Below are 15,602 nucleotides of genomic sequence, written 5' to 3' on the forward strand. Positions count from 1 at the left end.
GACCGGGTCAAACCAGCGGTTCAGCTCGATCGGCTTCTCGCCCGAGGTCGGGTAATTCGCGGCGTCATCGGTATAGGCGCGGCGGGCCACCATGGCATCGGTGTCCGACGTCATCACGGTAAAAAGCTGTGCGCCCACCGTCGCCTTGGTCAGCACGCAGAGCGCATCGAAGGCCGCTTCCTCGGTGGTCGCGGCGGCGAGCGCGGTGGTGAAGTCGGCAAGCGCCTTGGTCGTATCGGTCATCACGGGTCCTTGCTATCTGACGCCGCTCCAACTGCGCCTGATAATCGACAGAGCAGGTTTGCGCCCCCCGGTTGGACTGATGAACTAAGCTAGGCGCAGGATTGCGATCCACGAATGACATGCCCTTTGAAAACTGGAAGTTGTGAAGCTGGAGTTTCGCCTCAAGCAGGGTTAGGCGTTAACGGAAGTCCGTAGAGCGACTGGGCCTCGATGTTCAGCTGACCACGCAGGGTTCGTTCGCGCGCCGCACAGTTGATGCGTGACTTCATCAGCTCCGCCCGTTCCTCGACGAGTTCGGCGCGGCGCATCGAATAGTCCTGCTCCTGCTCGAGGAGCTCGGTCAACCTGCGTGTGCCGAGGTCGAAGTACTGGGTCCGGTAGAGATCCCGCGTTTCGGCGAGGAGCGCGATCTGACGTTCCAGCAGCCCGACACGTCGTGCGCCGGTGGCGATGCTCCGGGTCAGTCCCCTCTCCTCGAGATCCTGCTCGAGGGCAACGGTCTCGACCCGGGCCTCGGCGGCGGCGAGCGCGTTGCGCGCCGCGCGGGCGCGTGCCGTCAGCGCGCCGCCCTGCAGGACGTCCGACCGCACTCCGACGTTAAGACCGACGGAGGTGCTGCCATCTGCCACGTCTCCCCTCACCAGAGGCGAGGCGGTGATCCCGGGCAGCCGGGCCCGATCGGCCCGTTCGAGCTCGAGGCGCGAGCGAAGGAATTCGAGCCTTGCGCGAACCATCTCCTCGGACAGCGCCGAGGCGCCGCAGGACCCTGCCACGACGTCGATCCGTGCCCCCTCGGATTGACCGCTGAGCCGGAACAGCGTGTCGCGTGCCTCGGCCAAGGCAAGCTCGGTGTCGAGCACGGTGAATTCGGCCGCCTGCAGGCGCGACCGGGCTTCCAGCGCCTCTGTCCGTGTGGAGGCGCCGTTATCGATCCGTGCCGCGACCAGCCCTGCAAGATGCTGCAGCTGCTGAAGGTGCGCATTGTGGACGGACAGCAGTTCCTTCTGCATCGCCACGTCCTGCACCGCGTGAAGGACGTTGATCAGGGTTTCGTCGACCTCCGTCTGGAAGTCGAGAAACCGAAGCTGAAGATCGAGGTCGGCGATCCGGATCGCCCGGTCGGTCTCGCCGAAGGAGGTGAGTTGCTGCTCCCCCACGAGGTCGACGGCGGCGTCGCCCTGCCCCGCATTCCCCACACCGCCGCCAAGGGACAGGCTGAGACTGGGGAAAAGCGCGGCCCGGGCGACCCTGACTTCATCGGCGCTGGCCGAGACAAGGCTCGCGGCCTCCCGCACCGAGGGGCTCATCAGGACCCCGTTCCGGGCCGCGTCGGCGGCGGATTGGCCAGACGACCGGCCGAGGGCCGGCAGGGCCGCAGCCTGCTCGCGCAGAGCCGCTTCCGTCCCCTCGGGGCCACGCAGACCAGAGCAGCCAGCCAGCAGCGCAACAGCCAGGACGGCAAATCTCCCTGCCCGGCCGTCCCGCCCGTCCGTCACTCTCTCTCGCCTCGGTAGCATCGGCTCAGTTCAGTCCCGCGGTGACAAGGTCGGCGCATTGCGGGCGGCGCCAGACGGCCTGTTCCAGGAGGCCGTTCCCGTCGAAGAAGACCATGTACTGACAGATCAAATGGTCGTTCTCCAGGAAGGGCAGCGCGAGCTGGAATTCCCATGCGCCGTTCCGGTGCTGACCGGTCGGGGGGCCGAGTACGGCGAGGAGTTCCTCGCGGGTCTGGCCGATGGCCACCTGGCGAACCTGCGCGATGCTGAGCGCGGTCCCCGTGCGGGAGTAGCGCTGGTCCAAGCTTTCGTTGGAGCGACTGACCCCACTGAAGCCTTTGCCCGGCTCTACGGCGTTCAGAGGATCGACGACCTGCGCGTCCGCGACGCCGGACCATGACCCTGCGGAGGCAAGGGTGGCTACTGCGGCCAGCGCGACGAGGGTGGCGCGCAAGGGGCGATAGTGTCGGGCTGTCTTGATCATTTCGTGGTCTCTCGGTCGGTTAGGTCTGTTCCGGCGGACGGCTGCCGGGCCAAAAAAAGATGCGGTGTCATCGCTCGCGCAGGGCTTCCTGCGCGCGATTGAACGGTTTGATGAGATATTGCCAGACCGTCTTCTCGCCGGTCTGGATGTCCACCGTGGCGATCATCCCGGGGACGATAGGGAAGCGGGTGCCGGCCGCGTTCTCGAGAAAGGTCTGCTCGGTCCGGATGTAGACCCGGTAGTAAACCTGCTCGGGGTTCACTTCGTCGCGGACGGTGTTGGGGGAGATCGTCCTCACCTCCCCCTCGAGCCCGCCGAAGATCGAGTAGTCATAGGCGGACAGGCGCACCAGCGCCTCCTGCCCGGGGTGAATATAAGCGATGTCGCGGGGCGAGATCCGTGCCTCGATGACCAGTCGGTCGTCGAGGGGCACAACGGTCATAAGCCGCCCGCCCGGGGGCACGACGCCGCCGATCGTGGTCACCTCGATGTCGTTGACGATGCCGCGCATGGGGGCCCGGAAGGTCAGCCGCTGGAGCTGGTCCTCCCGCCCCCGCAGGATCGATCCCTGCACCGCGGCCTCCGAGTTCACGCGCTGGAGTTCCTCGCCGATCTGCACGCTGCGTTCCGTGACCAGTCGGGCGATCTCGAGCTGGGCCTGCGCGGCCTCGCGGCGCAGACGGATCACCTCGACCCGGCTGGCGGCGCCGCTGTCCTGCAGGCGCTCCGTGATATCGAGTTCCTCGCGGGTCAGCTCGAGCCCGTCGCGAAGGCCCGAGAGGGATTCGTCGAGGCTGAGCCGCCGGGACCGGAACAGCGCCAGCTCGTTGGCGCGCAGCTCATCAAATTCCGCGCCGTCCAGAGCGGCGGGGAACGTCACCGCGTCGGCCTCGTCCAGTTCGGCCCGGAGCCGGGCGGCGGCGGCGATGGCCGCATGGTAGCGAGCGGCAGCCTCTTCCATGTTGGAGGCGGAACGCGTCGCGTCGAGGCGGGCCAGCACCTCGCCGGCCTCGACGGTGTCGCCCTCGCGCACGAAGATCTCGGACACGATGCCACCTTCGAGAGACTGGATCACCTGCTCCCGCGAGCTGGGCACGACGGTTCCCTGCCCGCGCGACACCTCGACCAGCGGGTACCACCATGCCCAGGCGAGGAAGGCGACCAGCATCACGAAGACCAGCCAGACCAGACGCCGCTGTGGGCGGGTGTCGGAATAGAACGTTTCGGTTTGCCCGCCGAAGGAGGAGTTGATCGCGCTCATGCCGCCCGTTTCCCGGCGCGCAGCTGGGCCAGCACCTCGTCCTTGGGCCCGTCCAGGAGGATAGCACCGTTGCTGACGACGATGAGTCGGCTCGCCATCCGCAGGACCGCCGGACGGTGGGTGGCGATGATGACGGAAACGGCGGGGTCAAGTCTGCTCAGAAGGTCGATCACCGCCGCCTCGGACACCTCGTCGAATGACGCCGTGGGTTCATCGAGGAGAAGCACGTTGGGCCGGCGCAGCAGGAGCCGCGCCAGGAGGAGGCCCTGCTTCTGGCCGCCCGAAAGGCCCAGCCCCCCTTCCTGCACCATGTGGTCGAGCCCGTCGGGCAGCGCCTGAACGAAGTCGGCCAGCCCCATCTTGCTCAACAGGCCGAGGATGGCGTCGTCCTGAGCCCCGGGGGCGCCAAGGGTCAAGTTCTCGCGCAGGGTGCCGTGGAACAGCCGGGCGTCCTGCCCCATCAGGCCGATGTCGCGGCGGATGTCGCTCGGATCGACGAGGCCCATGGCCACGTCGTCGACCCGGACCTCGCCCGCCATCGGTTCCAGGAGGCCGGCAAGGCCTGCCAGCAGTGTGGACTTTCCGGCGCCGTTACGCCCGAGGATGGCGATCCGCTCGCCTGGTTCGACCCTGAGGTCAGCGACCTTGAGCGCGGGAGCCTGCGGGGCATGGCCGAAGACCGCCCCCTTGAGCCGGAAGGCCCCGTGGATGACCGGGCGGTGGATGCGCGTATCCTCGGCCGCGGTGTCGACCGGCAGCGCCATCAGCTGGTCCAGCGCGCCACGCGCCACCTGCGCCTGCTGCCACCGGCTGAGGATCTGGGTGACCGAGGCGAGCGGCGCGAGCATCCGCGAGGACAGCATGGACGCGGCGACGAGAACGCCCGTGCTCATGTCGCCGGCCATGACCATCGGCGCGCCGAAGAAGATGACGACGGCGAAGACCCCGCCCTGTACCGTTTGCGCCCAGGACCCAAGCCGCCCGACGAGGTCGCGCAGTTCCATTGCGGAGCCCGACGTTGTCTCGTTGTAGTGGTTCCAGAGGTTCTGGAACCGCGTCTCGGCCTGCAGCGACTTGATGTCGTCGAGGCCCTGGATCGTCTCGACCAGCATGGCGCTGCGCAAGGCGCTTTCCCGCGTGTTCGCCTCGGCCAGCCGTCGCAGCCGCTTCTGGGCGAGAAGGCCCGGCAGGACCAGCAGGGCCATCGCGACGAGCGGGATCCAGACCAGCACCCCTGCGATGTACCAGAAAAGCACGCAGAACAGCGCGAAGAACGGCAGGTCCGCGATGGCCGCGACGGTGGTCGAGGTCAGCATCTCACGGACATGTTCCAGCTCGCGTATCTGCGAGATAAAGGTGCCGGTGGACCGGGGCCGCGCGGTATTGCGCACCCTGAGCGCATGGCCGAAGACCTTGTCGGAGATGCGCAGATCCGCCGCCTTGCCGGAGACATCGGTGATCCGGCTGCGGGCGAGCTTCATCATCAGGCCGAAGCCCATGGCCATCATCACGCCGATGAAGAGCACCCAGAGAGTGCTCATCGACTGGCCGGGCACGACCCGGTCGTAGACCTGCATCGCAAAGATGGTGCCGGCCAGTGCAAGCACGTTGCTGACCACCGAGGCGATCATCACCGACCGGTAGGGCCGCATGTCCGCCAGCGCGATGCTGCGCAGCCAGTCCGGGCGCCAGGGTTCGATGTAGCTGTCGATCCGGCGATCCGGACGGCCCGTCAGGGGCCGCAGGACGTAGAGGCCGCGGAGGCGGGCGGCGAGCTCGTCCCGCCCGAAGGGAGTCTCGAGCCCCCCGTCGCCGGCGAGCACCACGCCGAAGCCGTCCGAGGTTTCCCGTTCAATGACGCCGATCTCGCCGCTTTCGAATTCGGCCACCATGGGCAGGCGCATTTGGGAGAGGCGCTTTGCCCCCTGCTCCGCCTTGCGGATGGACAGGCCCGCGGACCGGGCCAAGGTGGTCAGCCGGTCGCCCTCGGCCGCCCACGACAGATCGACCCGAACCCGTTCGGGCGACACGGCAAGGCGGTACTGCGCGGCAACGCGCAGCACCGCTTCGGTCCAGCCCTGGTGCGTGAGGCCCGGGGCGGCTGATCCTGCAGCCCCGGTTGCCGTGGTGATTTTCGCCATCTCGCTACGCCGCGTATTCCGCGCCCGGCTGAAGTTCGTCGTCGAGCGGCGATGCCGGTTCGAAGCCGGTGATGCCGTCTGGCGCGGAGGTGCCTGTACTGCCGGCACGATCGGCGTCTTCCTCCGGGAGGAGGTCGGCCAAGTCCTCCTCGCTGCCGTCCTCGGCGATCAGCGTCTCGAAGCTGAGCTCTTCTGCCGCCTCCTCGGTGGCGGTGCCGGCGCCTTCGCGCGTGGGCTCTTGCGAAGTCCTCCTTGTCTCGGCCTCGAAACTCTCGATCCCCGACAGGCCGAACGCATCAACCCCGTCCTCGGCCCCGAAGGACATGATGGAGACGGGCGCCGACGGCGGGGTGACCGAGACATCCTCAACCGTCAGGGTCACCTCCTGGCCGCCGGCGGTGGTACCAGTCCAGATGCCGTCGCCGTTGTCGAGCCACTTGCCGGATAGCGACAGGCTGTCCTCGGCATCGCCGGTGACCGTCAGGGCGCGGGGCGCACTGGTCATGGCGGCCACCTGCTCGGGAGTCAGGTCAGTGATCCCGTTGGCCCCGTCGATGCCCAGATCGAGCACCTCGATGTTGCGCAGGTTGGCGCCGAGCTCGGTCCCGGTCAGGCTCTCCCCCTCGCGGAAGAGCACGGTGTCGACCCCGCCCCGGCCGTTGATGAGCTGGCCGGTCCAGATCAGCGTGTTGTCCGCCGCCGAGCCCTGCTGGCCCGTCTGGTTCACCGTCACGAAGCCCTCCACGGGATCGGATTCGTCCGTGCCGTCTACCGACCGCGCCGTCACCTTGAGCTGGAGCCCGCCGGTGGCGCCGTCTTGGTCCGTCAATCCGGTCGAGGCCTGACGGAAGCCGAGCGTGTCGATCTCGTTCTGCGTGAGGCCGGTCACCGTGTAGGTTTCGGACCCGGCATCGTAGGTGACTCCTTCGGTCAGCAGCGTGGTACCGAGGTAGAGCGAAGCGTACTCGCCCAGCCCCTCGATTTCGAGCGTCACCGTCTCGGTGCTGCCATCCGGCGCGCCGGGCACCGAGGCGTCGCCGAGATCCGCCAGCGAGGCGTTGAGGTTGATCGGGATGATCCGCCCCTCCGTCCCGAAGGAGTTGGTCGGATCGAGGGTGATCCCGTTGGCAACGGGCGTCACCACCAGATCGCCGATCTCCACCGTGTCGACCCGGTCCTCCGTCAGCGCCGTCTCGCCGGAAATGACCGTCAGGGCGACGTCCTCAAGCGTACCGCTCCAGTTCTGCGGCGGCAGGATACCGATGTACTCGGGCATCGCCTCCCCATCGCCCACCAGCAACCAGGTGTTCGTGGTCCCGTCGCCGCCGGCGTTGACCGCCATGGTGGCACTCGCCGCATCGGCACCGGTGTAGACCTGGAAACCTTCGGGCAGGTTCGGCAGCAGCACCGTGGTGATGACCTCGGAGCCGTCGGAATCGACCAGCGAAAGCGCCAGGTCCAGCTGGATCAGCGAGGCGGCGGTGCTGTCCGCGGCTTCAGGACCGGTGAACGGTGCCTCGGCGTCGACGATCACGCCGTCGTTGCTGATCTCGATCGGCAGGGTCGCGGTCCCCGAGGAGGTCAGCGTCTCCCCCCCGGTCTCGATGTTGCGAACCCAGGCCTCCACGGTCACCTCTCCCGCGGTCACGGTGCCCGGTGTGAAAACCATGTCGAGCGGCACGCCCATCTCGGCCCCGGGGATGACGTAATAGTCGCCGTCAGGGATGCCGTCTTCACCGGTGATGCTTGTCCGCTCGTAGACCACGCCATCCACGGTCAGCGTGCCATCGCCGAGCCCGTCGGTGCCGGTCACCTGCAGGTAGACCTCGCCGCCCACTATGGAGCCTGCGTCCCCGTCGGCCGAGTTGGTCACGGTCAGGGTCAGCGGGATTTCCGTATCGGCCTCGGTCAGCCTCCCGTCTTCGTCCGCTGCCCCGAGGGCGATGGACACGTTTGCCTCGTCGGTGACGGGCTGCACCGGGATCACGTCGCTCAGCGTCTCCTCGTTCGGATCGCCGCCGCCGGCAAGAGCGGTGGTCAGCGTCGCGTTCAGCGTGAACTCGTCGGCCAGGTTGTTGTCGTTGGCGTCGGGGGCAACCTGGAGGGTGATGCTGTCGAGCAGCGCGTCGAGCCTGGCCTGCGCCGCCTCGGTGTCATCATCCGGGCTGGTGGTGACGGAGGCCGTCCAGACCGGCTCGCCGTCCACCGTCGTGCGCACCATGCCCTCGACGATGGTCCCCATGGGCAGGTCCGTGATGGTCACGGTCAGGACGCTTGCGGCAGGGTCGGACACGGTGATCGTGCCGGTCACCACGCTGTTCAGCGTGAAGGGCAGATCCTCGGTCGCGGCGGCATCGTTGTACGCCCAAGCCTCGATCGCCGGCGGCTCTCCGCCTTCCTGGGCGGAGAAGTCGGTGGTCAGGGTCCAGGTTGCGCTGTCCTGAAGAACAGCCGCCGGAGAGTCAGGCCGGTCGCCCCGGTCTTGCGTCTGGACGGTGACCGAGATCGGCACGGCGTCCCGGTCGCCGGCGGCGCTGCCGACGCTGAGCACGACCGGCAGGTCAAGACCGCCTGCGTCGTTGATCGGCAGGGCGTCCACGTTTTCGTAGATCAGCAGCCACCTGCCCTGCCCCACCAGTTCGGCGTCCTCGACGGTCACGCCCTCCGGGACGTTGTCGAGGATGACCCGGACGACATGCTCGCTGCCATCGGTGTCGGCGGCGCCCACGTTGAGCGTCATCGTGACTTGTTCGCCGGGGGCGGTCACGGTGATGTCGCCCCCGTCCACCGTGCCGTTGCCACCGGCGAGGGCGAAGCCACTCAGCGTCAGGTCAGGCTGGTCGGTCGCGGGCGTGCCGGTGATCTCGAAGGTGGAGGACTGCCAGTCGCTGGTCACCGGATCCACGGTCCCGTCCCCCGGATCGGTTATCCGATATTCCAGCTCGAAGCTGCCGAGATCGCCGTCAAGGTTCTCCGCCCCCAGGGCGGCGAGCGTTTCGGCCTGTTCGGGCGTAAGCTCGTAGTAGGCCGTCCCGCCGTCATTGACCGGCGTCAGGTTGCTGATCGGCTCGCCGGCCACGTAGAGCGTGAAGTCCTTCCCTGCGGTCTGGGCCACCGGGATGCGAACCGCCTCGATCACCTCGTCGGTATCGCCGTTCTGAGGGACGATGCCGAAGTTCAGGCTTTGCAGCCGGTCCTCTACGATGAAGGCCGCGGTGGTGACCGTCGCCTCGGGCGAAGGTTCGACCGTGAAGGTGACAGGCACCTGCGCCCCGGTCCGGGAGGCGCCGTCGTTCTCGGTCGTGACCGGAGAGACGCCGAAGGTCACCTCGCCGCTGAAGTTCTGCGGCACGGTGATTTCGACCGTGTCCAGCTGGGCGGCCCGCAGGATCCAGATCCGATCCTCGCCAGACTCGTCGGTCCCCGTCGTCAGGGTGCCTTGGGTCAGGCCGAAGCCTTCGGGCAGGCCTGTCACCCGCACCGTCAGCATCTCGGAGCCGTCGGCGTCGCCGAGCGCGACGGAGACGAGGTCGGTCAGCGCGATGGTCTCGGTGCCGCTGTCGATCGCCTGTTCCTCGTAGGTCTGCGGGGTCAGCTCGACGATGGCCGGGTCGGCGACGCCGCGCACCTGAACGTTGATCGACAGGCTCTCCACCTCGGAGCGATCAACATATTCGACATCGTCGATGGTCACCCGGTCGACGGACTGCGCCGAGACCTCAAGGATGGAGTCTTCGTTGCTGTCGAACGGCGGGCGCAGGGTCAGCGGCAGGCCGGCGTCGAAGTCCGTGATCGTGACGGAGCCGCCCACAACGGTCAGCACGGTACCGTCATACGTCAGGACGGATCCTTCGGGGATATCATCGATGGTGACGTCGAAGGTTTCCGACGGGTCCGAGCTGGTGGGACGAATGTTGAGCGGGATGTCCGTATCCTCGTTCCCGCGGGCGCGGGCTCCGAGGGCGAGCGTAACCTCGTCCGCGACGGGTTCGACCACGAGGTTCTCGAGGAAGGCCTCGCCGCTCACCGCCTCGACTGTGGTGCCGCCGTCATCATCCTCGTCGACCGTGTAGGCCTGCACGCGGATGCGGAAGGCGCCCGAGAAGTCCTCGGCGGCCTTGAACTGGAGAGCCCCCAGGGAGTCGACGGGTACGTCGATGGGAGTGGCCCCGTCGAAGATCGCGGTCTTCGTGGCGCCGCCTTCAACCCATTGGAACATTGAGCCCGTGGCATCCGCCGCGCCGCCATCCCCTTCGATCAGTTCGGGGGTCAGGCGGGCGAAGGTCTCTTCCTCCGCATCCTGGTTCGTCCAGCCGGCCTGAAGCTCGAAGCCGTCGCTGTTGAGATCGAACCAGGTGTCTTCGAGGGCGGCCGAGCTGTACTCGACCCCCGGCGTCATCGTCAGGTCGACAGTGCCATCGCCATCGGAATCCACGCCCACCTGTTCGGCCACGGGCGTCACCGTGATGGTCACGTCGTGTTCGGCCTCGGTCACCGTGTCGGTGACCGCCCCGCCGCCGACCTCGGCCTCGTCGACGCTCGATACCCTCAGGGTGATCGTAGCGTCGCCGCTGTCATGGGCGGGTGGTTTGATGGTGAAGCCGTCGAGGTACTGCTCGCGCTCCGCCTCTGTGCCGCCGGTGAAGGTGATGGTGTAGGTGCCGTCGACCTCGGTGATGTCGGCGGTGGCGCCGTTCGAGACATCCGATTCCGTCACCACCCAACCTTCGGGGATGTCGAAGGAGATAGCCGTGATGATCTCGGACCCGCCCTCCGCGGCCCCGCCGCTGGTATCGCCGAGACGCACTCCGGAGAGGAAGTTCGCAGGCGTGTCCTCTTCGGTGGTCACGTCCGCGACGATCACGTCGTCGGCGACCGGCGTCACCCGCAGGTTCAGCGTCGCCGAGTTGTCGGAGACGTCGGCTTCGGGCAGGCCCGGCACCCTGCGTCGGGTCGGGGTGCCCCCGTCGAGGTAGCCGTCAGCATCCTGATCCCGCGCGTTCAACGTCACGGTGATGTTGTCGAGGTCACCTGCGAAATCGGAGGTGCCCCCGATCTCGATTTTCGGGAAGCCGGTGGTGGAGGTGGACAGGCTGCCGCCCCCGAGCGTTATACTGCCCCCTGCCGCGACGGTCTGGCCGTTCACCACGATGGGCTCGCCCGAGCCGTTGGAGATGGTGATCGACCGCTTCTCGCTGCCGTCGAGGTCGGCAAAGCTGGCGGCAAGGACATTGGCGAGGTTGACGACCGTATCCTCGGCCAGGGTGACCTCGGCCACGGTGTTCCCGCCGGTGCCGAAATAGACGATGCTCGTCGCGTTCTCGACCGCGGAGGCATCGACGCCGGTGTCGTAGGTCAAGGTGGCGGGGTCGGTCGCCGCCTGCACGAAGACTCTGACCGTCTCGCTGCTCTCGGCGCCCTCGGTCACGAGGATCGCGCCGGTTTCGTCCACCTCGTAGCTGGTGACGTCGTAGGTCACGTCGAAATTGGCCGAGCTGTTGGCCGGCGGTGTCACTTCAAGCGTCTCGAACTCGGCGGCGGTCATGGTGATGTCCGCGTCCAGCCCGGTGACCGAAAGGCCTGGGTCGGTCAGCTCGATCGTGACCTCGCCGCTGGCGTCCACGGTCAAGGTCTGGCCGGCCCAGCCCAGGATTGCCCCTTCGGGCAGGCCGGACAGGGTGATGGCGCCGATCCGTTCGGGGCGGGCGTTGTTGCCGGTCCCCGTCCCGTCGTCGGTGATGACCGGAGCGTTCAGCCCGAGAGCGACCGCCGTATCCTCGACGGTGCCGATCCGGTCGTCGTCCACCGTCACCTCGGCGGCGTCGGCCACGGGGGTGACATTGCCCGTCACGGTGATTGTCGAGGGCGTTGCCTGGTCGTCCTGGGTGACGATCTCGAAGACCTCTTCCCCGCTGAAGTCCGGGGAGGGCATGTAGCTGACGCTGCCGTCCGGGGCGATGGTCACGGTGCCGTGCTCGGTGTCGTAGACGACCTCACCGGTCTCGGGGTCGGCGGTCCCGGTCAGCGGCGTGCCGCCCTGCGAAATGCCGGTATTGGCGGCATTGGCGTCGGCCGAGGTGTTGACGGTGAAGCCGCTGCTGTCCTCGTCCACGGTCCGCTCGATGGTCGAGGCGGGCGCATCGTCGCCGACCGCGACGGTGAACCGGGTCTGGTCGGTGTCGCCGTCCTCGTCGGTGACCTCAACTCCGAAGACCAGGTCGAGGGAGCTGCCCCCGGTGTGATCGAGCGGGCGGAGCAGGTCGAAGGTGTAGCCAGCGTCGGCGTTGGCCGGATCGGTGATGGTGACGGTGAAGACCGGATCGGTCCCCTCGCCCGTGTCGGCGGTAAGGGTCAGCCCGTCCTCGGACAGGGTGTAGCGGATGGGGTCACCACCCGAGGTCAGGCCCGCGGGGGCGCTGTCGGTGGTCAGCTGAACCCCGAAGCCGTCTTGGCCGGGGGCCAAGTTCAGGCTGCCGGACTGCGACAGCTCGGTGCCGTCGGGGTCGGTGCCCGAAGCGAGGTTCGCCTCGTCCACCTCGGCGTTCTCTGGGGTGCCGAACTCGGGCAAGGTATCGAGCACCGAGATCGGCTGGGTCCCGACCCCGGGCGAGACGTCGCCGTCCGCGTCGATGGTGTTGTAGGTGAAGTTGTCCTGAAGACTGTCGTCGTTGTCCGGCAACTCGTGGTCCACGGAGGACAGGGGCTCGTAGCTCCAGGTGCCGTCGCTGCTGACGGTGAGGGTGCCATACCGGGTGTCGACTTCCTCGGTGCCGCCTTCGGCCAGCGTCACCTCGGCCGGATCGCCGTTCCGGTCTGTGTAGAAGACGGTGTTCACCCGTCCGCCGTCCGCGCCAAGCGTATCGTTGGCCAAGAGGTTAGCACCGCCGGCGGTGGCGGAGCCGATGGCCGCACCCCCTTCGATCACAGACAGGGCCGGATCGTCGACCGAGGTTTCGGGCGCGTCATCGAGCACGCCGACGGTAAGCCGGTCGACCCGGGTGTCGCCGTCCTCCTCGATTACCGCGATGCCGATCGTCTCGGTGACGACATCGTTCGCGCTCGCGTCGCTGTGGTCATCGGTGCTGCCACTGAGGGCGTAGGTGTAGCGCACCACTCCGGTTTCGCTGTCGAAGCCGGTGATCGTCAGGGTGCCGTATTCCGTCGTCACCGGGTCAAGGGGGCCGTCAGTTACGATGGCCTGCAGCTCTTCGATCGTGAACGTCGTACCGCCTGACAGCTCACCGCCCGACACCGTGCCGCCGATGACGACGGAGGCGAGGTCCTCGAGGTCACCGCCGAGGGTGAAGGTGGACTCGGCCGCATCGGCGCCGCTGCCTTCGTCGCTCCCGCCCTCAAGGGCGGCTTCGGCGACGAGGATATCGGGACCTTCGCTCGCGTCCTCGTCAGTGGCGGACAGGTCGCTGACCGTACGCTCATCGGTGTCGACGTTGCCATACGCATCCGTCGAGGTGGCAGTCACGGTGACCTCGTCCTCAGTGATCGGGCCCGGCAGGGTTAGGCTCCAGTTGCCCGACGCATCGACATCGGCCGTGCGGTCCGTACCGTTCACGTTTACGTTTACGATGACAGTGCTGCCCTCCTCGGCGGTGCCAGTGATGACCGGCGCCTCGCCGTCCTCGATCAGGACCCGGTCTATGGCGACCTCCGTCACGGTGTCGAGGAGGATGGTGTCGGTGGTCGTGGCGGGGTTGCCGCTGCGATCCTCAACGCTGGCGGTAACGGTCAGAGTGCCGTCGTCCAGCTCGCTCAGGTCGGCAATGATCGAATAGGTGCCGTCGGCGTCGACGGGAACGTCGGTCAGGGTAACGCTGCCGCCATTGCCGTCGGTGATCACGATCGAGTTGACGGAGCCGCCCACCGCGGCAAAACCTTCGATCTCGACCGTCGTCAGGTCGTCGACGGAAGCAAGGACGCCGTCCCCCGGGGCCTCGCCGCCCGGGCTCGCGTTGTCGGAAATTGCGACCCCTGCCACGTTGACGACCCAGTCGGCCGAGGCGATGGAATTGCCCGTCCCGCTGCCGTCGTCGACGGTGTAGACGATGGTGACCTGGCCGGTGAGGCCCACGGCGGGAGTGAAGCTCAGCTCCCCCCGCCCAGAGAGCGACACGGTGCCATCGCCGCTCTGAAGGGTGATGGTGCCGCCCGGCGCGATCTCCTGGCCGTCGACGACGGTGACCTGCAGGGTCTCGGTTTCGCCGGCATCGACGTCGGTGTCGTTTTCCAGCACGTCGAGGATGGCCACATCGTCCATTCCGATGATCGAGGCGTCATCGGTCGCGAGCGGCTGGTCGTTGGTGCCATTCACGGTGACGGTGACGGACACCACGTCGCTGCCGCCATTGTCGTCTTCGATGGTCACGTCATAGGTCTGGGTCAGCACCGCGTCGGCGCCCAGGCTGTCGAGGTCCTCGTCATCGACCGTGAAGGTCCACTCTGCCTCGCCGGTCGTCGGATCGACCTCACCCACCGTGAAGGTCCCGAGGTAGTTCGTGGCCCCCTCGCTCGGCGCGGCGGACGCGCTCAGGACGCCGGCATTGTCGACGTCGCTGGCGGTGATCGTACCGGAGGTGCTGTGCTCGAAGGCGTTCTCGTTCTCGCCGCCGTCGGCCAGCTCGGTCACCGATCCGGACAGTTCGGACCCTGCTTCGTCGATCACCGGCGCGTCGTTTGTGCCGGTGATGGTGATGCTCACCACCTGCTCGGAAAAGCCGCCGTTGTTGTCGCTGACCCGGACGGTCACGTCGTCGGTCATGGTCTCGCCCTCGGCCAGCGCCTGGACCGCCGCGTTGGAGTTGTCGAGCGTGTAGCTCCAGCTCCCGTCCGAACCGGGGAGAGTCAGTGTGCCGTATTCACCGTTCTCGGTCACCGCCCAGGTGTGGGTGTCGCCGATGTCGATGTCATCGACTTCGAGGATGCCGGTTGCCGGACTCGTCCCGTCCTCGGTCACCGTGCCGGTCGCCGCGCCAGAGATCACCGGGTCGTCGTTGGTGCCCGTCACGGTGACGATGATCGTGCCGGTGGCGGTCCCGTCGTCAGATGTGACGATGAAGGTCTCGGTCAGGGTCCCGTCCTCGGGGAGCGACTGGACCTCGGTTAGGCTGTTGTCGATCTGATAGGACCAGGTGCCATCGGCGTTGACGGTCAGCGCGCCCAGAGACGAGCTGCCTCCGTGGCTGCCGCTCATGAAGCTACTTTCTGCAGGATCCAGTTCGGCCTCGCCGGTATCCTTGTCGGTAACCTCGATGGAGCCGGAGGTGGTGAGCATTCCATCGTCGAGGCCGCTGTCCTCGGTCACGGCGCCGGTGTCGTCGGTCACCTGAGCGCCGTCGTTCTGGCCGGTCACGGTAACGGTGATCGTCTCGGTGGCGGTGCCGTCGAGGCTGGTGACGTTGAGGATGTCGGTGACTTCCTGGCCGTCGGCCAGCGCCTCTGTCGCCGGGCGCGTGTCGTCGAGAGTGTAGGTCCATGCGCCGTTTTCAGCATTGAAGGTGAACGTGCCGTAGGTCCCCCCAAGGCTGTCCGGCTCACGGAAAAAGGATCCCCCCTCGTCTACGTCGGTAACGGAGGCAGTGCCACTGGCCGTCTGAGTACCGGGCGTGCCGTTGTCCACCCCGCCGGCCTCCTCGACCGCGCCGGTCAAGTCGCCGCTGATGGTGGCCGGATCATTGACTGGGGTCACGGTGATCTCGACCGTTACGGTGTCGGAGCCGCCGTTGCCGTCGGTGACGGTGACGTCGAAGCTGTCCTCGCCGTTGTAATCCTGGCCCGGCGTGTAGGTGTATTCGCCGGTCTCGGGGTCGATCTCGACCGTCCCGTTGTCAGGGCCGTCAGTGACTGCGAAGGCGAGTGTATCGCCGTCGACATCCTCAGCCGTCACCTGGCCATCGACAGGGGTATCCTCGGGGGTCTCGTGGCTGTCCGGCGTCGCGACGGGGGCGTCGTTGACCGGGGTGACC

The 15,602-nt window shown here is 67.4% G+C and carries 5 protein-coding genes and 1 pseudogene; all 6 read right to left on the reverse strand.

The features are described 5' to 3' along the window. Nucleotides 1-243 (reverse strand): annotated as a pseudogene (locus RM543_RS18765) (GAF domain-containing protein); the annotation flags it as partial. A 161-nt stretch (nt 244-404) separates the two neighbouring features. After that, entirely contained in the window at nt 405-1,739 is a 1,335-nt protein-coding gene (locus RM543_RS18770) for a TolC family protein (protein ID WP_311694446.1), read from the reverse strand. Between the two features lie 25 nt (nt 1,740-1,764). Then, nucleotides 1,765-2,223 (reverse strand): outer membrane protein assembly factor BamE, encoded by a 459-nt coding sequence (locus RM543_RS18775; protein ID WP_311694448.1) that lies wholly within the window; start codon nt 2,221-2,223, stop codon nt 1,765-1,767. 67 nt (nt 2,224-2,290) lie between these two features. Further along, complete coding sequence (locus RM543_RS18780; RefSeq protein WP_311694450.1) at nt 2,291-3,484, reverse strand: beta-barrel domain-containing protein; 1,194 nt, start codon at nt 3,482-3,484, stop codon at nt 2,291-2,293. Then, complete coding sequence (locus RM543_RS18785) at nt 3,481-5,625, reverse strand: type I secretion system permease/ATPase (RefSeq protein WP_311694452.1); 2,145 nt, start codon at nt 5,623-5,625, stop codon at nt 3,481-3,483. The genes RM543_RS18780 and RM543_RS18785 overlap by 4 nt, the downstream gene beginning before the upstream one ends. A 4-nt stretch (nt 5,626-5,629) precedes the next feature. Continuing rightward, nucleotides 5,630-15,602, reverse strand: a 9,973-nt coding sequence (locus RM543_RS18790; RefSeq protein ID WP_311694455.1) for a VCBS domain-containing protein, incomplete at its 5' end; no start/stop codon positions are given.

It is taken from the genome of Tropicimonas omnivorans (assembly GCF_031846565.1).
GTDB lineage: Bacteria > Pseudomonadota > Alphaproteobacteria > Rhodobacterales > Rhodobacteraceae > Tropicimonas_B > Tropicimonas_B omnivorans.